Genomic DNA, 21,888 nt, shown 5'->3' with positions numbered 1-21,888 from the left:
GGGTGCGCTATTCCGCCGCCACCTGCAGATCGGCCCGCCCGATCGCGGCGATCCCCGCCACCACCCGGTCGATCACCGCCTTGAAGGCGGCGAAGTCGGGCCGCGGCGCCACGCGCTCCTCGTCCATGTAGAGCGCGCGGTCGATCTCGACCTGCACCACGTGGCGGCCGCGGGCGGGGCGGCCGTAGTGCTGAGTGATGAAGGCGCCGGCGAAGGGCGCGTTGCGCGCGACCCGCAGTCCCTCGGCGGCGAACACAGCCTCCACCGCGTCCATGATCCCGGCCGAGGCGGCGACGCCGAACCGGTCGCCCAGCACCACGTCGGGCATGCCCCGACGGTCGCGGCTCAGCGATTCGATGGCCTCGTGGGGCATCGAGTGGCAGTCGACCAGCAGCGCGGTGCCGAAGCCCGCCTGGCTTTCGTGCAGAAGCCGCTCCAGCGTCTCGTGATAGGGCCGCCAGACATCGTCGATCCGGCGCCGCGCCACGTCGAGGCCAAGCTTGCCGCGATAGATCGCGCGCCCCCCCGCCACCACCCGAGGCACCACGCCGAGGCCCGAGGCGACGCGCGGGTTGTGCCCGCCCCGCCGCACCCCCTCGATCAGCGCGGGGTCGAGCTCGTCCGCCGCGCGGTTCAGGTCCAGATAGGCGCGGGGCGCCGTCGCCGTCAGCAGCGGCGCGCCCTCCCGCGGCGCCGAATCGAACAGCAGGTCGACGAAGGCATCCTCGGACGAGCGGATCGCGAGCGCATCCAGCACCGTCGCCTGCATCAGCTCGGCCGGGTAGTCCCGCCCGGAATGGGGCGAGGCGAAGACGACACCGGTGGTGCGCGTTTCGGGTGCAAACAGCTGAAAGGGGATCGTGGCCAAGAAGCGCCCTCCTGCCAATCGTTATAGAGCGAAACACGCAGGTGCCAAAAGCCCTTGAACAGCCCGCCGACTCCTTTTATAGACCCGCAAACCGGCGTCGGGGTTCCCTTGCGCCTCCGCCCGCACGGGCGGACCGGAAACGGGGTAAAATGGGTGATTAGCTCAGCGGTAGAGCACTTCGTTGACATCGAAGGGGTCACTGGTTCGATCCCAGTATCGCCCACCATGAATTCGCCACCGGGCTCGGCCCGGGGAACTGCAACAGGCGCGCCAGCGCCGCGACAAGAGGAGAGGGACCATGAAAGTCCGCAACTCGCTCCGCTCGCTGAAGAACCGCCACCGGGACTGCCGCGTGGTGCGCCGCAAGGGCCGCGTCTACGTCATCAACAAGACCCAGCGCAAGTTCAAGGCACGCCAGGGCTGAGCCGCCCGGCAGATCGGAAGATCGAAGGCCGCCGTCCCCGTGACGCGCGGCCTTTTTCCCTTGACCGGCGCGACGGTCCGGCATCCCGTGCACCGGCGCCCCCTGTCCCTGCCCGCTTTTCTCGAGAAAAGCGGGTCGGAATTCTAAAGAATTCCGCCCCCCTCGATCCATCGGCCACACCAGCGATAAAAAATAGACGACGCCGAACACCGGCGCCCGGGGACCGGCCCCCGCTTTTCTCAAGAAAAGCGGGACGGAATTCTCAAGAATTCCGCCCCCCGCGCGCCCTTCCCGTCCGGCCCCCGCCCCTATTGCAGGAACGAACGCACCGCGTCCGCGAGGAGCCGCACCACCGTGGCCTCCGTGAGGTAACCGGTCGCAGGCAGACCCGCACCCCCGCTGGAACTGGCGGATCGCCCGGCGGGTGTCGCCATCGAAGGTGCCATCGACCTGCCCGGGCTTCAGCCCCAGCGCGTCCAGCCGCTGCTCGACCGCGCGCCGGGTGAAGTCGGACAGGCCCAGCTGCGCCTCCGCCGCCTCGGCCGCGCGGACGTCGGCGTTGTCGGCCTGTTCCAGCTGCCGCAACCGCGCCCGCGCCTCGGCGACGAAGGTGCCCTGCGGGTAGGTCTGCAGGTATTCCCGGTAGGCCCCGGACGTGTCCTGCTGCGTGGTGCGGCGCCACGCCAGGCGCTCCTGCTCGCCGGCGCGGGCCTGCCGGTCGCGCTCGATCTCCCGCAGCCGCGCCCGCGCCTCGTCGGCGAACAGCCCGTCGGGATAGCTCTCGAGGTAGGAGCGCAGGCCAGCCTCGTTGCGCCCCTCCCCCAGGTCGGCCCAGAGCGCGCGGTCCTTGCGCTCGATCTCGGCGCGGCGCTGCTCCTCCTCCTGCCGCAACTCGCGCCCCCTTCTCGCCGCCTCCCGCCCAAGCTGGCGGACCTGGTCGGCGTCGAGGTACGAGGTCTCGGGCAGGTTCCGACTCCGCTGCCAGCCACGGACGGCCGAGCGGGTGCCGGGCCCGAAGATGCCGTCGATGCCGCGCGTGTTGAAGTCGAGCACGGACAGGTCGCGCTGGATCTGCTGGCGCTGCTCCCGCGTCAGGTTCAGCGCCTCCTCGGCGATCCGCGCATCGCGGAACGGATCGTTGCGGATCTGCTCCAGGGCCCGCCGCGCCTCGGCCGCATTGCGCCCCTCGGGAAAGCTGTCGAGATAGCGGCGATAGCCCGCCTGGTCGTCCGCGTCACGCGCATCGCTCCACAGCGCCTGTTCGGCCGCCGACAGCGCCGCGCGGGCGGCGGACGCCGTCTCCTCCGCCTGCCGCGCGTCCCGCTCCGCCTGCCGTGCCCGCTGCTCGGCCGCGTCGAGCTGCCCCTGCAGCGCCCGCAGCCGCCCCGGGTCGGCGCCGCCGAGGAAGGTCCAGTCCCCGGGCAGATAGCCCTCGCCGCCCAGCGCCCCGTCGTCGCGCAGCGCCACGGCAAGGCGCGCCCCCGGTTCGGCCAGGGTGCCGCGCAACAGTTTCGCCACCGCTCCCGGAGGCCCCTGCACCAGCGTCACCCCCTGGGGCAGGTCCAGGGCCCCCGGCCCGCTCCGCAGGAACGGCCCGGTCTGGTCCGGCCGCCCGTTCTCGGACAGCACCAGCAGCGCGCGCCCCGGCACCCGGGCCAGCAGCGCCAGCACCGGCGACAGCGCCATGGCCTGCGTGCCGACCGCGACCAGGCCCGCGCCATCGCTGTCCTCGGGCAGGAAGTAGGTCTCGGCCTCCGAATGCACGAAGCGGCCAGTAAGCACCACCATCAGCCCGTCGGCCGAGGGCGCCATCTGCTCGACCTGGGCCAGCAGACGCCGCTGCTCGGCCGCGGTCGCCGCCGCGCCGCTCACCACCGCCACGTCGGCCCGGCGCAGCGTCGCGGCCGCGTCGACGACCGCCTCCGCCCCCCGTCCTCCGTTGCCGATGACCAGCGCCACCTCCTCGGCCAGGCCGGGCGCGCCCGCACCGGCCAGGGCCGCAAAGACAAGGACACCCGTCCAGCGTCTGGCAATACCCATCACGATACCTCTCTCGTCAGTCGTACTTTCGGCGATCCTCGATCACCAATCCGTCGTTCGGCAGGGTCCCCCGCGCGACGATCTCGACCCGCCCGCGCAGCTTCAGCGTGGCGGCGACCGCCGCCTCCAGCGCTGCCACATCGCCGCCCTCCGCCTCGACCTGGACGACCATCGCGTCCTGCTGTCCCTCGCGGCTGACGACCACCCGCGCGCGGCCGACCCCGGCCCGCGCCACGAAATCGGCCACCTGCTCGGGGCGCACGAACATGCCCTTCACCTTGGCGGTCTGGTCCGCCCGCCCCATCCAGCCCCGGATGCGCATGTTTGTCCGCCCGCAGGGCGACACCCCCGGCAGCACCGCCGAAAGATCGCCCGTGGCAAAACGGATCAGCGGATAATCCGGGTTCAGCGTCGTCACCACGACCTCGCCCACCTCGCCGTCGGGGACCGGATCGCCGGTGCCGGGGCGCACGATCTCGACCACCACGCCCTCGTCCACGATCATGCCCTCCATCGCCGCGCTCTCGTAGGCGATGTTGCCGAGGTCGGCCGTGGCATAGCACTGGAGGCAGACGATCCCGCGCTCGGCGTATTCCGCCCGCAGCGAGGGGAACAGCGCCCCGCCGCCCACGGCGGCCTTCGTGATCGACAGCGCGACACCCCCGGCCTCGGCGGCGTCGAGGATCACCTTCAGGTAATCCGGCGTCCCGGCATAGGCCGTCACCCCCAGGTCGGCCGCCGCGCGCACCTGGAGTTCGGTCTGCCCCGTCCCCGCGGGAAGCACCGTGGCCCCGACCGCCCGCGCGCCGTTCTCGAAGATCATGCCGGCCGGGGTCAGGTGGTAGGAAAAGCAGTTCTGCACGATGTCGCCCGCGCCGATCCTGCAGGCGAACAGGAAGCGTCCCATCCGCCACCAGTCCGCCGACACCTGCCCGGGCTCGTAGATCGGCCCGGGCGACTGGAACACATGGGAAAAACCGGCCAGAGGCCCCGCGTACCCGCCCAGGGCCGAACCGGGCCCCTGTGCACGCACCAGATCGGACTTGCGCAGGACCGGCAGAGCGGCCAGCGCTTCCCGCGAGGACACCTCTTCCGCACGAAACCCCGTCAGGTTTGCCGCATATCCGGGCAGGGCCTGAGCCAATGCAACTTGTCGGGGCAAGGCCCGGGCCAGGAACGCGGCCCTTGCATCTGCGGTCTGGGTTTCACGCTCGTCATAGTGAAGCGGCATCGAAAGCATCCTCTGGTCCGGTACGCGGCCCCGGACCTTGCAGCCACATGGCGCCCGGACCCGCTGTCATACAATGTCATGGCTCCTGCTATCGAATAACAGGACGCCAACCCCTTGGAAATCCAGCGCCGCCGCTCCGCCGGGAACCCCGGAGAGCGCCGGGCCGACGTCGACGTCCCCCTGCCCCCATCCTTGCTTCCCAACCATCCCCGCCGGAGGCACGGCCCGGAACGGGCCAATCCTCACGCCAGCCACCGCTTGCGCCGCCGGTAGCTGCGCACCTCCCGGAACGACTTGCGCCCCTCGTCCGACATGCCGAGGTAGAACTCCTTCACGTCCGGGTTCTCCCTCAGCTCCGCCGCGGGCCCGTCCATCACCACGCGCCCGGACTCGAGGATGTATCCGTAATGCGCGAAACGCAGCGCCACGTTGGTGTTCTGCTCCGCCAGCAGGAAGGACACGCCCTCACGCGCGTTCAGGTCCTGCACGATGCCGAAGATCTCCTCGACCAGCTGCGGCGCCAGCCCCATCGACGGCTCGTCCAGGAGGATCGTCTCGGGCCGCGACATCAGCGCCCGCCCGATCGCGCACATCTGCTGCTCGCCGCCGCTGGTGTATCCCGCCTGGGACCGCCGCCGCTCCTTCAGCCGCGGGAAATAGCGATAGACCAGTTCCAGGTCCGCCTCGATCGCCGCACGCCCGTCGCCGCGGGTATAGGCGCCGGTCATCAGGTTCTCCTCCACCGTCAGGTGCTCGAAGCAGTGTCGCCCTTCCATCACCTGGATCACTCCCCGCTTCACCAGCTCCGAGGGCGGCAGGTCCTGCACCCGCTCGCCGCGGTAGCGGATCGAGCCCTTCGTGACCTCGCCCCGCTCGCTCCTCAGCAGGTTCGACACCGCCTTCAGCGTCGTCGTCTTGCCCGCGCCGTTGCCGCCCAGAAGAGCAGTGATGCCCCCCTTCGGCACCTTCAGCGACACCCCCTTCAGCACCAGGATCACCGAGTTGTAGATCACCTCGATGTTGTTGACCTCCAGCAGCGTCTCGTCGCCCTCGTCCAGCATCAGAACCTCCCCGCAATCCGTTTCAATTCCGCCGCGCTCAGCCAGTCGATCCGCGGCGCGCGCGCCATCCGCTCTCCGGCGGCGAACAGCGCCCGCGTCACGCAGGGCGAGAACAGCGCGCCGTCGCGCGGACAGCCGAGCGTGGCGAACTCCGGCGCGCGCACGGCCCTCAGCCGCCAGCCCGAGGCCTCGGCCAGGTCCGCCGTCTCGATCAGCGACTGGCGCAGCCCCTCGTCCGTGACCAGCTCGAAGGTCCGCCCGGCGACGCCCAGCAGCCCCGCCTGCGTCTCGACCGGGTCCACCGCCAGGTCGCCGTTGACCAGGACGTAGGCGTTGACCTTCACGCGCAGCCCCAGCAGCCGCTGGCTTTCCACGATCCCGTCCCGCACCCCGCGCAGGAACACCGACTGGCGCACGCCGGCATCGGTGTAGAGCGCGCCGTTGATCCGCCGCGGCGGGAACAGCGCGGGGATCGCGCTTGTCGCCATCACCGCGCTGACGAGGCATTTCTCCTTCTCGGCCAGCGGGATGTCCCCGTCGGCCGCGAAGGCGCCGATGTCGAACAGATCGAACCGCCCCTCGTCCAGGTTCGTCGCCCCGAGCAGCAGGTCGTTGCCCGCCGCCCAGCGCGCGCCGATGGCCGAGATCAGCGCCGGATCCACCGCGGCCTCCACCTGCCGCTCCAGCGGCGCGGTGGAGTAGAGCGAGCTGGCCCCGAGCAGCTCCAGCACGCCGCGCCGCCGCACCACGTCGGCCTCGCCGATCCCAGTGTTGAGCTTCAGGCGGTCGTCGAAGGCGGGCCCGGCAAAGGCCAGGGGCGCCACGATCCCGCCGGCGCTGGCCCCGGTCACCACCGCGAAGTCGGGCCGGGGATCCACCTTCCGCGCGCCCCAGCCGGTCAGGAACCCCGAGGAAAAGCTGCCGTACTGCCCGCCGATGGTCATGGCCAGAAGGTCGATCTCGACCTCCCGCACCGCGCCACGCCGCGGCGCCGCCGCCCGGGCATAGGCGGCGTTGCCGTCCCCCTCGCCGACGATCACCGCCTCGGGTGCGGGCCCCGCCGCCATGGCCCCGGCCCGCGCCGCGATGGTGCGCGCCATCCGTTCGGCCACCGACTGCCGCATCGCCTCCGCGGGCGCCTCGGCCGCCGAGGCCGCCGCCCCGCGCGAGACCGCGACGCCGGAGAACGGCGCGGTGCCCGAGACGAGCCCCCGGCACATGCTGTCCTGCACGACAGGCGTCGCGCAGCCCGCAAGCCCCAGCACCGCCGCTATCGCCAGGATCCCCCGGATTGTCGGTCCTCCCTTTTCCCCCGGGCGCTGTCCGCCCGCCCGGCCCCCACCGGGCCACGGCCATCGCGGGATACACGCGCGTCGCGCCGACATCCCACGCCGGTCCCTGTCTCTTTCCTGCCGAAAAGACGCAGGACGCCCCGGCCGCCCGAACGGACAGCCGGGGCGGCGCACCTCACATGCAGCCCGGTGTGATCCCGTTCTCCTTGGCATAGGCCTCGGAGTCCTCGGCGATCAGCGGGTCGATCACCTCCCGGTCGCTCTCGATGTAGTCGGTGATCGCGGTCCACTTCCCGGCCGTCGCGTCCCACTGCTGGATCAGCGCCTTGCCGGGGCCCGAGTGGTTCTGGCAGCTCACCTTCAGCTCGGGCGCGAAGTTCGGCAGGCCCAGCGCGGCATAGTCGGCCTCGCTCAGCTCCAGCGCCTCCATCCCGTCGCGCATCTGCGCGGGCGTGATCTCCTTGGTGCCGTGGATCTCCTGGGCGGTCTTGATCGCCTCGGCCGCCAGCAGCGCCGCGTACATGCCGCGGTTGTACTGCACCTGCCCGAGGTACGAGCCGTCACCGGCGGCCTTGCCGGTGTCCACGACATACTTCTGCAGGTCTGCGAAGATCGGGAAATCCTTGCCCACGCCGGTGAAGTTCGTCGACTTGTAGCCGTCCGCGCCGGCACCCGCCGGGGTCACGTCGTTCTCGGCCCCGGACCACCAGACGCCGATGAAATGGTCCATGGGATAGCGGACGTTCACCGCCTCCTGCACGGCGACCTGGTTCATCACGCCCCAGCCCCAGAAGAACACGAAGTCCGGCCGCTCGCGGCGGATCTGCAACCACTGCGACTTCTGCTCCTGCCCCGGCGCGTCGATCGGCAGCTGGGTCAGGGTGAAGCCGTGCTTCTTCGACAGTTCCTCCAGCGTCCGGATCGGCTCCTTGCCGTAGGCGGAGTTGTGATAGAGCAGCGCGATGGTCTTGCCCTCGAGGCTGCCGCCCGAGACCTCCATCGCGTGCTTCACCATGATCGAGGCCGAATCCCAGTAGGTGCCCGGATAGTTGAACACCCAGGGAAACACCTCGCCGTTGGCGGCCGAGGTTCGGCCGTAGCCCATCGAGTGGATCGGTATGCCGTCCGCCGTCGCCTTCGGGATCAGCTGGTAGGTGATGCCGGTGGACAGCGGCTGATAGACCAGCGCCCCCTCGCCCTTGGTCGCCTCGTAGCACTCGACGCCCTTCTCGGTGTTGTACCCGGTCTCGCACTCCACGATCCGCACCTTGACGCCACCGATCCCGCCGTCCCGCTCGTTCAGCAGCGTGAAGTAGTCCTGGTAGCCGTCCGAGAACGGGATCCCGTTCGCCGCGTAGGGCCCCGTGCGATAGCTCAGGTCCGGGATCACCAGCTCCTGCGCCACGGCGGGCACCGCCAGCAGCGCCCCCAGCGCCAGTCCTGCAAGTCTCGTCTTCATCGTCGTCCTCCCTTTTTGTCAGCCGCTCCGGCGGCCCTTATCCCGGCGGGCTTCCCCCCACCGCGTCCTTTCGGACGCAGGATGGGTGACATCACCCGTCCTGCGCCATGACCGCCCCTAGTGCGGGAACGGCCACAACCTCAGCTTCTCCTTCGTCACCCGCCAGAGCTGCGCCAGCCCGTGGGGCTCGGCGATCAGGAACACCACGATCAGCGCCCCCACGATCATCAGCTCAAGGTGCGCCACCACGTCCGTCGGCCAGCCGAGGCCCCCCGCCAGCACGTTCTTCAGCAGGACCGGCAGAAGCACCATGAAGGCCGCCCCGGCGAAGGAGCCGAAGATCGACCCCAGCCCGCCGATGATCACCATGAACAGGATCAGGAAGCTCTTGTTGATCCCGAAGGCCTCGCCCACCTCGACCGCGCCGAGGTAGACGGCGAAGAACAGCGCCCCCGCGACCCCGATGAAGAAGGACGACACCGCGAAGGCCGACAGCTTCGCCGTCAGCGGGTTCACCCCGATGATCTCGGCCGCGATGTCCATGTCGCGGATCGCCATCCACCGCCGCCCCTGCGCCCCCCGCGTCAGGTTGCGCGCGATCCAGGCCGAGGCCAGGGTGAAGGCGAGGCAGAACAGGTAGGTCGCCCAGGCGTGGGTCTCGGGCCCGGTGATCGCGACCCCGAACAGCGTCCGCTCGGGCGCCGAGATCTGCCCCGAGGCAGAGTAGTTGTAGAACCACGGCACCCGGTTGAAGAGCCAGACCAGGAAGAACTGCGCGGCGAGCGTCGCCACCGCCAGGTAGAACCCCTTGATCCGGAGCGAAGGCAGCCCGAACAGCACCCCCACCCCGGCGGTGATCGCCCCCGCCGCGACGATGTGGAAGGCGATGTTGATCTCGGGAAAGGCCGTCATCAGCTTGTAGGCCGCATAGGCCCCCACGGCCATGAACCCGCCCGTCCCGAGACTCACCTGCCCGCAGTAGCCGACGAGGATGTTCAGCCCCAGCGCGGCGATGGCATAGATCAGGAACGGCAGGAACACCGCGTTGACCCAGTAGTCGTTGATCAGGAACGGCACCACCAGGACCGCCACGACCAGCAGCAGCCGGTAGGCCCAGCGGTCGAGCTTCAGCGGAAAGGTCGCGTTGTCCTCGGCATAGGAGGTCTTGAACTCCCCGGCCTCACGATAAAGCATCGCATCCCCCTTCCCCGGCGTCCCGCGGCGTGGCGCCGGGCGGGCGGGTGTCGTGGCGCGCCGCGCCACGCAGTCGCCCGTCTGGCCCCGCACCCCGCAAGGCCCTGTTAACCAACAGGAAACTTGACAGACACCCGCCGCGTTTCCGCCCCGTTTGGCGGCCATCTTCCCGGTGTACCCCTCGGAAAGGCCCGACCATGTCGCTGCTGAAGGAAATCGAGACTCTCTCCCGCCTGCACAGGACAGGCGAGCTTTCCGACAGCGAATTCGCCGCCGCGAAGGCGGCGATCCTCGAAGAGGTCCCCGAGGCCGTCCTCTCGGCCGAGACGCCGCACCGCGTCGCCGACGGCGTCCTGCCGCTGCTCTGCGCCTGCCTGCTGCCTCCGCTGCTGCTCGGCGGGACCGCCTTCGTCCTCGGCCTGCCCGCCTCGCTGTCGCTGACCCTCGCGGTCACGCTGCTCGCCGCCATCGTCGTCGCCCAGTTCCGCCGCGGGGAAACCTGAGGCGGCGGGGCAAATCCCGGCTCAGACACGCTCAATGATCTTCTCCCCGAACAGGCCCTGGGGCCGGAATACCAGGAACAGCAGCGCCAGCACGTAGGCGAACCAGTTCTCCGTCGCCCCGCCCACCAGCGGGCCGACCAGGAACTCGAACAGCTTCTCGCCCACGCCGATGATCAGCCCGCCGACGATGGCGCCGGGGATCGAGGTGAAGCCGCCCAGCATCAGCACCGGCAACGCCTTCAGCGCGATGAGGGAGAGCGAGAACTGCACTCCCGACTTCGCCCCCCACATGATGCCCGCCACCAGCGCCACGAACCCCGCGATCGACCAGACCAGAACCCAGATGAAGGACAGCGAGATGCCGACCGACAGCGCCGCCTGGTGGTCGTCGGCCACCGCCCGGAGCGCCCGTCCCTGCTTGGTGAACTGCGAGAACAGGACCAGCCCCGCCACCAGCAGCGCGGCGATGACGCTGGCCACGATGTCGAGGTTGTCGATGAAGAAGCCGTAGCCGAACATCTCGAAGGTCACGCTGTCGATCCAGCCGTTCAGCCCCTGGGGCAGCCCGACGTCCAGCGTCTTGATGTCCGACCCCCACATCAGGTCGCCGAGCCCCTCGAGGAAATAGGCAAGGCCGATGGTCGCCATGAACAGGATGATCGGCTCCTGGTTCACGAGATGGCGCAGCACGAACCGGTTCACCGCCCAGGCGAACAGCACCATCACAGCCATGGTCAGCGCGATCGCCAGGAGCGCGGGCACCTGCCAGCCGAAGCCGTGGATGTCGGTGCCGAAGATCACGTTGATCAGGTGCTCGAACGGAACCTGCCCGTCCATGATCCCGACCAGCGTCATCGCCGCGAACAGCGCCATGACCCCTTGCGCATAGTTGAAGATCCCGGACGCCTTGTAGATCAGCACGAATCCCAGCGCGACGAGGGCATAGAGCACCCCGGCCATCAGCCCGTTCAGCGTCACCTCCAGCGCGAACAGCACCTGATCAGGCATGAACCTCCCCTCCCGACACAAATTTCCTCAAGGAAATTTGCCGAAAGTCCTCAAGGACTTTCGCTTCCCCGACCGTCGCCCGCCGCCCCGGCCGCCGGGACGCGCGATGCTCCACGGCTCTCGGCCCGGAAGCCAATTTCCTCGAGGAAATTGGCGAAAAGTCCTCCAGGACTTTTCCGACGCGCCGCGGGTCCGCACACGAAATCTCCGTGGGCACCGCGCCGACCCCGCTCAACTCGCCACCCCCGCGCACTGTCTTCCGTCCGCGGCGGGCACGCGGGCGGGGTAGTTCAGCCGCAACACGGCAGGCCCCGGACGCATCAGCGAGAACTCGATCACGAAGGGCCGCCCGTCCCAGCCGCAGCCGACATAGGGCCCGGCCTCGGCACTGACGAAGCCGAGCGCGGGCCTGAGCCGCCCCTCGGCCACCGCCCGCGCGACCCAGTCCTCGTGCGCCGCCAGGATGTCGGCGGTGGCATGGGCGGTCCCCTCGGCACTCGCGCAGAAGAAATGCGCCGGAAAGGACGCGACCCGGTCCTCGCCGCCACCGAAATGGCGCTGCCCGACCCAGTCCGCCCGCCCCACCCTGACCGTGACGGCGCCGCTCCCGAATTCGCCGGGCGCGATGAAGGTCATGTCGTCGCCCTCGCAGGCCGGATCGCCGTTGCAGACCCCGCCGCCGGGGAAGGCGGTCTCCCAGCCGTCGAACACCCCGCGCTCGCCGGTCTCGGCGAAGGCGACGCAGGCGTCGACCATCACCGTCCAGCTGGCCGCCAGCCGCGACTCCTGCGCCGCGGCCGGCTCGCCCCCGAGCGCGAGCGCCACCACGACCCCCGCCACGGCGCGCACCGCCCCGCCATGGCGCCGGACCGGAAGGGGCGCCCCGGGCCGGGCACGGCCGGATCCCGCCTCAATCATGGGCCACCCCCAGATAGGCGTCGATCACCTCCTGGTTCGACCGCACCTCGGCCGGTGTCCCGTCGCCGATCTTGCGCCCGTAATCCATCACCACCACCCGGTCGCTGAGGTCCATGACGACGCCCATGTCGTGCTCGATCAGCGCGATGGTGGTGCCGAACTCGTCGTTCACGTCGAGGATGAAGCGGCTCATGTCCTCCTTCTCCTCGACGTTCATCCCCGCCATCGGCTCGTCCAGCAGCAGAAGCTTCGGCTCCGCCGCCAGCGCGCGCGCCAGCTCCACCCGCTTCTTCAGCCCGTAGGGCAGCCGGCCCACCGGGGTCTTGCGGATATGCTGGATCTCGAGGAAGTCGATGACCTTCTCGACGCGCTCCCGGTTCGCGACCTCCTCCCGCTCGGCCCTCCCGAGCCACAGCGCCTGCGCCGCCATCCCCGCCGTCATCTGCGTCAGCCGCCCGGTCATCACGTTGTCGAGCACGCTCATCCCCTCGAACAGGGCGATGTTCTGGAAGGTCCGCGCGATCCCCTGCCGCGCCACCTGGTAGGGCTTCATCGCCGGACGCCGGGCGCCGCGGAACCAGACCTCCCCCTCCTGCGGCACGTAGAAGCCCGAGATCACGTTCAGCATCGAGGACTTGCCGGCCCCGTTCGGCCCGATGATCGCGCGGATCTCGCCCTCGCGGATGTCGAAGGAGATGTCCTTGATCGCCTCCACCCCGCCGAAGCGCAGAGTGATGTTGCTCAGGTCCATCAGCACCCCGCCGATGGTCCGCCCGTCCTTCACCGCACCCCCCGCGCCGTCCGCCATCACCGCGCCACCCCCCGCTCTTTCCTGCCGGCAACACGCGCTCCCCGGCCACCGCCGGCCGCGAAGCCCCCCGATGCGGCGCGCCTACGGGACGGCGGGCGGGGCGAGGCCCGCAGGGCGAGCGCCGGCCCCGTCATTCCGCCGCCATCGCCCGTGTCCCCGCGGGGACGACCTCGGCATTCTGGATCTTCAGCGTCGCGCGGATCTTCCCCTTGCGCCCGTCCTCATAGGTCACTTCCGTCTCGGTATAGATCTCGTCCTTCCCGCCGTAGAGCGCCGCGATCAGGTCGGCGTATTTCTCTCCGATCACCCCGCGGCGCACCTTGCGCGTCCGCGTCATCTCGCCGTCGTCGGCATCCAGCTCCTTGTGCAGCACCAGGAAGCGGTGCACCTGGCAGCCCGCCAGCATCGGGTCCGCCGCCAGGTCGCGGTTCACCTCTGCCACGTGGGCGCCGATCGTCGCCAGCACCTGCGGATGCTGCGACAGCTCCTGGTAGGACGCATAGGCGATGTTGTTCCGCTCCGCCCAGTTGCCCACCGCCGTCAGGTCGATGTTGACGAAGGCGCAGCAGCGGTCGCGGTTGGCGCCGAACACAACCGCCTCCAGGATGTTCGGATAGAACTTCAGCTTGTTCTCGACGTATTTCGGCGCGAACAGGTGCCCGTCGGCCATCTTGCCCACGTCCTTGGCCCGGTCGATGATCCGGAGGTGCCCGCTCTCCGCCTCGATGAAGCCGGCATCCCCCGTCGCCACCCAGCCCTCGGCATCCTTGGTCTTCGCCGTGCTCTCGGCGTTCTTGTAGTACTCCACGAAGACCCCGGGCGAGCGGTAGTAGACCTCGCCGTTCTCGCCGATCCTCAGCTCCACCCCGGGCGACGGCACGCCCACGGTGTCCGAGCGCACCTCGCCGTCGGGCTGCTGGGTGATGAAGACGCTGGCCTCGGTCTGGCCGTAGAGCTGCTTCAGGTTGATCCCGAGCGCGCGGTAGAAGTCGAAGATCTCCGGCCCGATCGCCTCTCCCGCCGTATAGCCGACGCGCACCCGCGAGAACCCCAGCGTGTTCTTCAGCGGCCCGTAGATCACCAGGTCTCCCAGCCGGTACAGCAGCCGGTCCCAAAGCCCCACCGGCCGACTGTCCAGCAGCGCGGGCCCCACCCGCCGGGCCAGCGCCATGAACCGGTCGAACAGCCACCGCTTCAGCCGCCCCGCGTCCTCCATCCGGATCATCACGCTCGTCAGCTGGGTCTCGAACACCCTGGGCGGCGCGAAGTAGTAGGTCGGCCCGATCTCGCGCAGGTCGGTCATCATCGTGTCGGCGGATTCGGGGCAGTTGACGCAGAACCCCGTCCAGTAGGCCTGCCCGATCGAGAAGATGAAATCGCCCACCCAGGCCATCGGCAGGTAGGCCAGCACCTCGTCGCTGGCCCCGAGCCCGTCGAACTCGGCCGAGTTCCGCGCCGTCTCGATGATGTTGCGGTTGCTCAGCACCACGCCCTTCGGCCGCCCGGTGGTGCCGGAGGTGTAGAGCATCACGCAGGTGCTGTCGGGCCCCAGCGCCGCCGTCCTGGCCTCGAGCTCCGGCAACAATGTCTCGCGCGCGGCCCTCCCCGCCGCCTGCACCTCGGCATAGGCGGTCAGCGCGGTGTGGTCGTAGTGGCGCATCCCCCGCGGATCGAGATAGAACGTGTGGCGCAGCCCGGACAGGCCCTCGCGCAGCTCCGCCACCTTGTCCACCTGCTCCTGGTCGCCCGCGATGACGAAGACGGCGCCGCAGTGCTCCAGCGCATAGGCGATCTCGTCGGCCGCCGCGTCCTGATACAGGGGCACGGGCACCGCGCCGCAGCGCTGCACCGCCACCATCGCCCAGTAGAGCGCCGGACGGTTGCGCCCGGAGATGGCGACGTGCTCCCCAACTCCTAGACCCATCGACAGAAGTCCGAGCGCCAGCGCCTCGATCTCGGCCGCCGCCTCGGACCAGGTCCAGCTCTGCCAGATGCCGAATTCCTTCTCGCGATAGGCAGGCTTGCCGCCGAACCGCGCCACGTTCCGCGCCAGAAGCGCCGGAACCGACCGGACATCGGACGAGTCGGGGGCCGCGGCCCCCCCCTGATGCGTCACGCAAGCTCCTCCCTGTGCCGACACGCGCGCGGCGGGCCCTCTGGCGGGGCCCTCGCCTCATCGTTGCACGAAATGGCGAAAGGTCAAAGCATTCCGGCAGGATGCGGGCAGAAACTTCGCCCCCGCGCCCGCCTCAGCCTACGAGCGTCCCGGCCGCCCGCGCCAGCACCTCCAGCCCGGTCACGAGGTCCGCCTCGGCGGTGTCCTCGGCGAAGTCGTGGCTGATCCCGCCGATCGAGGGCACGAAGAGCATCGCCACCGGCATGTGCCGCGCCGCGTTGGTCGCATCGTGAAGCGCGCCCGAGGGCATCCGCCGCCAGGCCCCTGGCGCGATCTCCTGCGCCGCCGCCTCCAGCGCGCCGCGCAACCGCCCGTCCATCGCCGTCGGCGCCAGCCCCAGCAGCGGCCCGACCTCCAGCGTCAGCCCCCGCTCCGCCGCCACGGCCGCGGCGGTCTCGCGGATGATCGCCTCCATCCGGTCCAGCCGGTCCGCCTCCCCGTCGCGCCACTGCATCGAGAAGGTGACCTTCCCCGGCACGATGGAGGTGGCGTTCGGATGCACCGTCACGTGGCCGATGGTCCAGACCGTGCGCGGCGTCACGACGTTCCGGAAGGCCTCGTTCAGGGCCGTGTTGAAGGCCGACAGCCCCTGGAAGGCATCGCGCCGCATGTCCATCGGCGTGGTCCCGGCATGGTTCTGCTGCCCCGAGAGCGTGATCATCATCGAGCGAAGCCCGACGATCGCCTCGACCACGCCGATCTTCTCGCCCGCGCCGTCCAGCACCGGCCCCTGCTCGATGTGCATCTCGATGAAACCGCTGAACTGGGCGGGGTCCACCTCTCCCGAGACCAGGTGCGCCACGGCCTTCCTCGCCTCGCCGAGCGGTACGCCCGCGGCGTCCTTCAGCCCGTCCGCCGTCGCAAGGTCCATCGCGCCGGACCAGACCGCGCTGCCGGTGGTGACGCCGAACCGCCCCTCCTCGTCCTGGAAGCTCACTACCGAGACCCCGGGCACCGCCCGCGCCACCTCCAGCGCCGCGACCACGCCGAGGGCACCGTCGAGCCAGCCGCCCTCGGGCTGGCTGTCGGAATGCGAACCGATCAGCAGCCCCGGCGTCTTCGACAGCCCGAAGAGGTTGCCCATGGCGTCGACCACCACCCTCAGCCCCGCCTCCTCCATACGCCCCGCCAGCCACTCCCGCGCCGCGACATCCGCCGCGCCGTAGGCGGGGCGCACCACGCCCTTGCCGGTGCCGGAGGCGCCGAAGCCCCGCAACTCATGGAGATCGGCGAGAAACCGGTCGGCGTCGGGTTCGGTCATGGCATGTCCTCTGACGTCAGGGAAAAGCCCCTGTCATCTTTGCTTCTTAAATATCCCCGCCGGAGGCTGCAAATCCCGCAGGGATTTGCAATCCGCGCGCTACTCGGCCGCCAGGCGCTCCGCCGGGTTCTCGACCCGGACGGCCGAGTACTTGAACTCCGGGATCTTGCCGAAGGGATCGAGCGCCGAGTTGGTCAGGATGTTCGCCGCCGCCTCGACATAGGCGAAGGGCAGGAACACCATGTCCTCGGCCACCGCCCGGTCGGCCCGCGCCATCACCTCGACCGAGCCGCGCTTGGTGGTCAGGCGGATCATGCCACCGGGTTCGACCCCCAGCCGGCGCAGCGTCGCGGGGTGGAGCGAGCAGTTGGCCTCGGGCTCCACCGCGTCCAGCACCGTGGCGCGCCGGGTCATCGAGCCGGTGTGCCAGTGTTCCAGCTGCCGTCCCGTGGTCAGGATCATCGGGTACTCGTCGCTCGGCACCTCCGCGGGCGGCGTGACGCGGGCGGGCGTCATCTTGGCGCGGCCCGCCCGGCGCGGGAAGCCGTCGCCGAAGACCACGGCCTGCCCCGGATCGGTGGGCGAAAGCGAGGGGTACATGACCACGCCCTCCTTCTCCAGCCGGTTCCAGGTGATGTGGTGGAGCGAGCGCATCGACATCTTCATTTCGTCGAAGACCGACCGCGGCCCGTCGTAATCCCAGTCGAGCCCGACGCGGCGCGCCAGTTCGACGATGATCGTCCAGTCCTCCCGCGCCTCGCCCGGCGGCGACACGGCGGCGCGGCCCATCTGCACCTGGCGGTTGGTGTTGGTGACGGTGCCTGTCTTCTCGGGGAAGGCCGAGGCGGGCAGGATCACGTCGGCGAAGTTCGCCGTCTCGGTCAGGAAGATATCCTGCACCACCAGGTGGTCGAGCTGCGCCAGTGCCTTGCGCGCATGTTCCACGTCGGGGTCGGACATCGCCGGGTTCTCGCCCAGGATGTACATGCCCTTGATCTCGCGGCGGTAGATGGCGTCGATGATCTCGACCACCGTGAGGCCCGGCTTCTCGTCGATCTGGGTGCCCTTCCAGATGTGGCGGAACAGTTCGCGCACCTCGCCGTCGGTGACGGACTGGTAGTCGGGCATCACCTGCGGGATCAGCCCCGCGTCGCTCGCCCCCTGCACGTTGTTCTGGCCGCGCAGCGGATGCAGCCCGGTGCCGGGGCGCCCGATGTGGCCGCAGAGCAGCGCGAGCGTGATCAGGCAGCGGGCGTTGTCGGTGCCGTGGATGTGCTGCGACACGCCCATGCCCCAGAAGATCATCGCCCGGCTCGCCCCGGCGAAGGTGCGGGCCACGTCGCGGATCATCTCCGGCGTGATGCCGCAGAGCGCCGACATGCGCTCGGGCGTGAAGGCGCGGATGTGGTCACGGAACTCGAAGAAGCCCTCGGTGAAGCCCTCGATGTACTGCCGGTCATAGAGCTTCTCCTCGACGATCACGTTCATGATCGCGTTCAGGAGCGCCACGTCGGTGCCGGGGCGGAACTGGAGCATGTGGCTCGCGTGGCGCTTCAGCGCCTGGCCCCGCGGATCCATCACCATCAGCTTGCCGCCGCGCTTGGCGAACTGCTTGAAGAAGGTGGCGGCGACGGGGTGGTTCTCGGTCGGGTTGGCGCCGATGACGATGGCGACGTCGGCGTTCTCGATCTCGTTGAAGGTCGCGGTCACGGCGCCCGAGCCGACGTTCTCCATCAGCGCCGCGACCGAGGAGGCGTGGCAGAGCCGGGTGCAGTGGTCGACGTTGTTGTGCCCGAAGCCCTGGCGGATCAGCTTCTGGAACAGGTAGGCCTCCTCGTTCGTGCACTTGGCCGAGCCGAAGCCCGCGACCGCGCGCCCGCCGTAGTAGCTGCGCAGGTCGGAAAGCCCGTGGGCGGCCTTGTCCAGCGCCTCTTCCCATGTCGCCTCGCGGAAATGGGTCCAGGGGTTCGCGGGATCGACGTTCAGCCCCTTCTCGGGCGCGTCATCGCGGCGGATCAGGGGCTTCGTCAGGCGGTGCGGGTGGTGGATGTAGTCGAAGCCGAACCGCCCCTTGACGCAGAGCCGCCCCTCGTTCGCCGGGCCGTTGATGCCCTGGACATACCTCACCTTGCCGTCCTTGACCTTGACCGACACCTGGCAGCCGACGCCGCAGAAGGGGCAGATGCTTTTCGTCTCGCTGTCGAAGTCGGCGCGGTCGCCGACCTGCGCCTCGTTCACGACCGAGGACGGCATCAGCGCGCCGGTGGGGCAGGCCTGCACGCATTCGCCGCAGGCGACGCAGGTCGACTCGCCCATCGGGTCGGCCATGTCGAACACCGGATAGCTGTCGTGCCCCCGCCCCGCCATGCCGATCACGTCGTTGACCTGCACCTCGCGGCAGGCCCGCACGCAGAGGCCGCACTGGATGCAGGCGTCAAGGTTCACCGACATCGCAACGTGGCTGTCGTCGAGCAGCGGGATCCGCTCCTTCTCCAGCTTCGGGAAGCGGCTTTCGGTGACGCCCTGCTGTCCGGCCATGTCCCACATCGGCGCGGACCTGTCGTGGGCCACCTCGGGCGCGGGCTGGTCGGCCACCAGCAGCTCCATCACCATCTTCCGCGCTTGGGTCTCGCGCGCGCCCTGGCTCGACACCACCATGCCCGCCTCGGGCTTCCTGATGCAGGAAGCGGCCAGCACCCGCTCGCCCTCGATCGCCACCATGCAGGCGCGGCAGTTGCCGTCGGCGCGATAGCCCGGCTCGTCGCGGTAGCAGAGATGGGGGATCTTCGTGCCCCGGCGCTTGGCCACCTGCCAGATGGTCTCGCCCTCTGCGGCCTCCACCTCGGTGCCGTCCAGTGTGAAGCGTATCGTCTCTGCCATGGCCTGTCTCCCGTGCGTCGGGGCCTTTCTACCGCCGCCCCCGGGGAGAGGCGACAGGGACCAACGGCGTAAATCCAACCGTTTCCGACCTCTCACGGGATTTTGCCGCGCCGATCGGAAACAGGCCGTCCGATTGCGCCCCCCGGCCGATGCGCCTAAGGGGAAGGCGAGGCAAACAGGAGGCAGAGCAATGGGCGAGATCGTCCTGGTGCGCCACGGCCAGGCCAACAGCGCCGCCGACAACGAGGCCGATTACGACCGCCTGTCCGACCTCGGGAAGCGGCAGGCGGGCTGGCTTGGCGAGTGGTTCCGCGAGCGGGGCGAGGTCTTCGACGCGGTGCGCTGCGGGACGCTGCTGCGCCAGCGCCAGACCGCGGCGGCCATGGGCCACGACGCCCCCGAGATCACGCCGGGGCTGGACGAGATGGACTATTTCAACCTCGGCCACGCCCTGAAGGAGCGGCACGGCATCCCCCTGCCCGGCCCCGACGATTTTCCCGAGCACCTGTTCCAGGTGATGCACGCCTGGCACGCCGCCGAGATCGCCGGGAACGAGAGCTTCGCCGATTTCGAATCGCGGGTCACGGGCGCGCTGAAGGCGGCGGCGCAGGAGGGGCGGCGCGTGCTCTGCGTCACCTCCGCCGGGGTGATCGGCATGGCCCTGCGCCATGTCCTGCGGCTGGACCCGGCGCGGCTGTCCCATGTCCTGCTGCCGATCGAGAACACCTCGGTGCACCGCTTCTGGGTGCGCGGCGACCGGATGCTGCTGGCCGGCTACAACGCCGTGCCGCACATGGAGCGGGCGGACCGGGCCGACTCGCGCACCAACCAGTAAGGGCTCAGAAGAACAGCTTGTAATACAGCCAGTCGGGCATGAACTGGCTGGCGCGGAAGAGCAGCGAGAAGGCGAAGGGGAAGCTCTTCTTGAAGCCGCCGTGGGTCATGTGGTCGACGACCTCCTTCGCGGCTTCCTCCGGCTCCATGATGAAGGGCATCCTGAAGTCGTTCTTGTCGGTCAGGCGGGTGCGGATAAAGCCGGGGTTCACCAACTGCACGTCGATGCCCTTCGGCGCCAGCTCGCCGTGCATTTCCTCGGCCAGGTACATCACCCCCGCCTTGCTCGCCCCGTATCCGATGGCGCCGGGCAGGCCGCGGAAGCCGGACAGCGAGCCGGTCATCACGATGTGCCCCCGCCCCCGCGCCACCATGCCGGGCACAACCTGCCCCAGCACCCGCGCGCAGCCGGTGAGGTTGACGTCGAGCATCGCCGCCACCTCCTTCGTCTGCCAGTCCTCGGCGCGCTGCGGCCAGTAGACGCCGGCGAGGAACACCAGCCCGTCCACCGCGCCCACCTGCGCGGCGCGCGCCGCCACGCTGTCGTCGTCGGCCACGTCCATCGGTGCGATCTCCGCCGGGCCGGGCAGGCGCGCCGCCAGCTCCTTCAGCTTGTCCTCGCTGCGGGCGGACAGCACCAGCGACGCACCCCTGTCGCTCAGCCGGTGCGCCACGGCGCGGCCCAACCCCTCGGACGCGCCCACGATCCAGTAGCGCTTGCCGTCGAAACGTCTCATCCCCTGTCCTCCGGTCGCATGGTCGCCACCAGCTCGGCCACCTTGATGCCGAACTTGCGGAACTGGCTGCGGTTGATGATCACGCCGTCCCCGATCAGGTACATCCAGTCGGTCGCCGTCAGGGTGTGCCCCCCGGCCTCGGGCGGCAGGCGGATGGGATAGCTCAGAAGGACCGTGGGCCCCTTCTGCCAGCCCTCCCCCGCGCCCGGCACGTCGTCGGCGGTGGCGTGGATCGCGCCGTCGTTGCCAATCCGCAGGTGCCAGGCCCGTTCCTGGATGTCGCCGTTGTCGTAGAGGAACCGCTCGCTCAGCACGCCGGTATCGCCCGACCAGTCGCCCTGCATCCGCGCCGTGAATCGCGACGTGACCTTGCCGAACGGGCCGTAGATCACGCCCTCGCAGCGGATCGGGCCGCTGAGGTGGCGGCGGATGTCGAACTGGGGGGACAGGCCGTCGTAGTCGGCCGGCGACTGGGCGCGGAAGGACAGGAAGCGCACCCTGAGGGCCACCACCACGGCCGCGACGGCGACGCCGAAAAGAAACGTCAGGGCGATGTCCATCAGGTCAGACCTTCTTCGACAGGTGTCCGGGCCAGCAGCGCGAGGGCCAGCAGCTTGAGGAGACAGGGTAAGAGCGCATAGAGCACCGAGAGTGTAAGGAGCGCGGCCACCGGGTTGTCGGTTCCTGCGCGAAATCCCGCCGCCTCCAGAACGGGCAGCAAGGTCACGGCCGCCAGCGCCAGCGTGACCTTCGACACGAAGGACCAGAGCCCGAACGCCTGCTCGGCCCCCGGCGCGACCCGGGCCATGCGGGCGGCGAAGATCGCGGGCAGCAGGGTCATGTCGGCGCCGAGCGCGGCACCCGAGGCGACGCAGATCGCGGCGAAGGGCAGCACGTCGCCGGGGCCCAGCACGAGGGCGAAGGCGAAGGACAGGATGGCCAGCGCCATGCCCGCCAGGAGCACCGGCTTCGCCCCCCGCCGCCGCGCCGCCAGTCCCCAGAGCGGGGCCGAGGCGGCGGCGGCGAGGAAGAACAGCAGCAGGAGCGGCCCTTCCCAGCCCGCCGCCTCCAGCCGGCTTTCGACGAAGAACAGGAACAGGGTCGAGGTGACGGCGACCGGCGTCGCGTTCAGCAGCGCGACCAGCAGCAGGCGCCGCGCGGTGCCGTCGGCGAGGATGTCGCGCAGGCCCG

At 70.0% G+C, this 21,888-nt stretch carries 18 protein-coding genes, 1 tRNA gene and 1 pseudogene; 4 read left to right on the top strand and 16 right to left on the bottom strand.

Going from position 1 to position 21,888, the window contains the following annotated elements; translation table 11 throughout:
* Positions 1 to 7: 7 nt before the first annotated feature.
* Positions 8 to 868, bottom strand: a complete 861-nt coding sequence (locus A7B20_RS10600; protein ID WP_102108554.1) for an N-formylglutamate amidohydrolase — start codon at positions 866 to 868, stop codon at positions 8 to 10.
* A 151-nt stretch (positions 869 to 1,019) separates the two neighbouring features.
* Here A7B20_RS10600 and A7B20_RS10595 point away from each other — a divergent pair.
* Together A7B20_RS10595 and ykgO are read left to right on the top strand one after the other, a co-directional pair.
* Positions 1,020 to 1,094: transfer RNA gene (locus A7B20_RS10595), tRNA-Val, on the top strand.
* Between the two features lie 72 nt (positions 1,095 to 1,166).
* Positions 1,167 to 1,292: a type B 50S ribosomal protein L36 gene (gene ykgO / locus A7B20_RS21590; protein WP_068338904.1), complete on the top strand. Its 126-nt coding sequence runs from the start codon at positions 1,167 to 1,169 to the stop codon at positions 1,290 to 1,292.
* Between the two features lie 408 nt (positions 1,293 to 1,700).
* On the opposite strand, the pseudogene A7B20_RS21585 reads toward ykgO, so the two are convergent.
* From A7B20_RS21585 to A7B20_RS10565, 6 genes and pseudogenes are all read right to left on the bottom strand, one after another.
* Positions 1,701 to 2,978, bottom strand: a pseudogene (locus tag A7B20_RS21585) (peptidoglycan-binding domain-containing protein); the annotation flags it as partial.
* Between the two features lie 370 nt (positions 2,979 to 3,348).
* Positions 3,349 to 4,563: a phenylacetate--CoA ligase family protein gene (locus A7B20_RS10585; protein ID WP_102108612.1), complete on the bottom strand. Its 1,215-nt coding sequence runs from the start codon at positions 4,561 to 4,563 to the stop codon at positions 3,349 to 3,351.
* A gap of 242 nt (positions 4,564 to 4,805) precedes the next feature.
* Entirely contained in the window at positions 4,806 to 5,624 is an 819-nt protein-coding gene (locus A7B20_RS10580) for an ABC transporter ATP-binding protein (RefSeq protein ID WP_102108552.1), read from the bottom strand.
* Entirely contained in the window at positions 5,624 to 6,889 is a 1,266-nt protein-coding gene (locus A7B20_RS10575; protein WP_157937654.1) for a patatin-like phospholipase family protein, read from the bottom strand. The genes A7B20_RS10580 and A7B20_RS10575 overlap by 1 nt, the downstream gene beginning before the upstream one ends.
* 202 nt (positions 6,890 to 7,091) lie before the next feature.
* Complete coding sequence (locus A7B20_RS10570) at positions 7,092 to 8,375, bottom strand: ABC transporter substrate-binding protein (protein WP_102108550.1); 1,284 nt, start codon at positions 8,373 to 8,375, stop codon at positions 7,092 to 7,094.
* A 117-nt stretch (positions 8,376 to 8,492) separates the two neighbouring features.
* Complete coding sequence (locus A7B20_RS10565; protein ID WP_102108549.1) at positions 8,493 to 9,569, bottom strand: branched-chain amino acid ABC transporter permease; 1,077 nt, start codon at positions 9,567 to 9,569, stop codon at positions 8,493 to 8,495.
* Positions 9,570 to 9,766: 197 nt separating this feature from the next.
* Here A7B20_RS10565 and A7B20_RS10560 point away from each other — a divergent pair, with 197 nt between their 5' ends.
* Positions 9,767 to 10,072, top strand: a complete 306-nt coding sequence (locus A7B20_RS10560; RefSeq protein ID WP_102108548.1) for an SHOCT domain-containing protein — start codon at positions 9,767 to 9,769, stop codon at positions 10,070 to 10,072.
* A 21-nt stretch (positions 10,073 to 10,093) separates the two neighbouring features.
* On the opposite strand, the gene A7B20_RS10555 is transcribed toward A7B20_RS10560, so the two are convergent.
* The 6 genes from A7B20_RS10555 to fdhF all read right to left on the bottom strand — a co-directional run bounded on the left by A7B20_RS10555 (position 10,094) and on the right by fdhF (position 19,126).
* On the bottom strand, positions 10,094 to 11,080 hold the full coding sequence (locus A7B20_RS10555) for a branched-chain amino acid ABC transporter permease (protein WP_102108547.1): 987 nt from the start codon (positions 11,078 to 11,080) through the stop codon (positions 10,094 to 10,096).
* Between the two features lie 231 nt (positions 11,081 to 11,311).
* The gene (locus A7B20_RS10550) at positions 11,312 to 11,920 is read right to left on the bottom strand and encodes a hypothetical protein (RefSeq protein WP_157937653.1); all 609 of its coding nucleotides are present in this window, start codon (positions 11,918 to 11,920) and stop codon (positions 11,312 to 11,314) included.
* A gap of 70 nt (positions 11,921 to 11,990) precedes the next feature.
* Positions 11,991 to 12,806 (bottom strand): ABC transporter ATP-binding protein, encoded by an 816-nt coding sequence (locus A7B20_RS10545; protein ID WP_102108545.1) that lies wholly within the window; start codon positions 12,804 to 12,806, stop codon positions 11,991 to 11,993.
* A gap of 133 nt (positions 12,807 to 12,939) precedes the next feature.
* The gene (locus tag A7B20_RS10540) at positions 12,940 to 14,925 is read right to left on the bottom strand and encodes an AMP-binding protein (protein ID WP_102108544.1); all 1,986 of its coding nucleotides are present in this window, start codon (positions 14,923 to 14,925) and stop codon (positions 12,940 to 12,942) included.
* 133 nt (positions 14,926 to 15,058) lie between these two features.
* A complete protein-coding gene (locus A7B20_RS10535) occupies positions 15,059 to 16,246 on the bottom strand; it encodes a hydantoinase/carbamoylase family amidase (RefSeq protein ID WP_102108543.1) in 1,188 nt (395 codons plus the stop codon).
* 99 nt (positions 16,247 to 16,345) lie between these two features.
* Positions 16,346 to 19,126 carry a formate dehydrogenase subunit alpha gene (fdhF, locus tag A7B20_RS10530; protein WP_102108542.1) on the bottom strand — a complete coding sequence of 927 codons (2,781 nt, stop codon included), beginning with the start codon at positions 19,124 to 19,126 and terminating at the stop codon, positions 16,346 to 16,348.
* Between the two features lie 190 nt (positions 19,127 to 19,316).
* On the opposite strand from fdhF, the gene A7B20_RS10525 reads away from it, so the two are divergent.
* Complete coding sequence (locus A7B20_RS10525; protein ID WP_102108541.1) at positions 19,317 to 19,961, top strand: histidine phosphatase family protein; 645 nt, start codon at positions 19,317 to 19,319, stop codon at positions 19,959 to 19,961.
* 4 nt (positions 19,962 to 19,965) lie between these two features.
* On the opposite strand, the gene A7B20_RS10520 is transcribed toward A7B20_RS10525, so the two are convergent.
* The 3 genes from A7B20_RS10520 to A7B20_RS10510 all read right to left on the bottom strand — a co-directional run.
* Positions 19,966 to 20,697 carry an SDR family NAD(P)-dependent oxidoreductase gene (locus tag A7B20_RS10520; RefSeq protein WP_102108540.1) on the bottom strand — a complete coding sequence of 244 codons (732 nt, stop codon included), beginning with the start codon at positions 20,695 to 20,697 and terminating at the stop codon, positions 19,966 to 19,968.
* A complete protein-coding gene (locus A7B20_RS10515; protein ID WP_102108539.1) occupies positions 20,694 to 21,257 on the bottom strand; it encodes a DUF3833 family protein in 564 nt (187 codons plus the stop codon). Before A7B20_RS10515 ends, A7B20_RS10520 begins: the two co-directional genes overlap by 4 nt.
* Positions 21,257 to 21,888: MFS transporter (locus tag A7B20_RS10510; protein WP_172960995.1), on the bottom strand; the 632-nt coding region annotated here is incomplete at its 5' end. The genes A7B20_RS10510 and A7B20_RS10515, both read right to left, overlap by 1 nt.

Origin of the sequence: Oceaniglobus roseus (genome assembly GCF_002869745.1) — a bacterium.
GTDB classification, from domain to species: domain Bacteria; phylum Pseudomonadota; class Alphaproteobacteria; order Rhodobacterales; family Rhodobacteraceae; genus Oceaniglobus; species Oceaniglobus roseus.
This window is presented reverse-complemented; position numbering and strand designations above follow the sequence as displayed.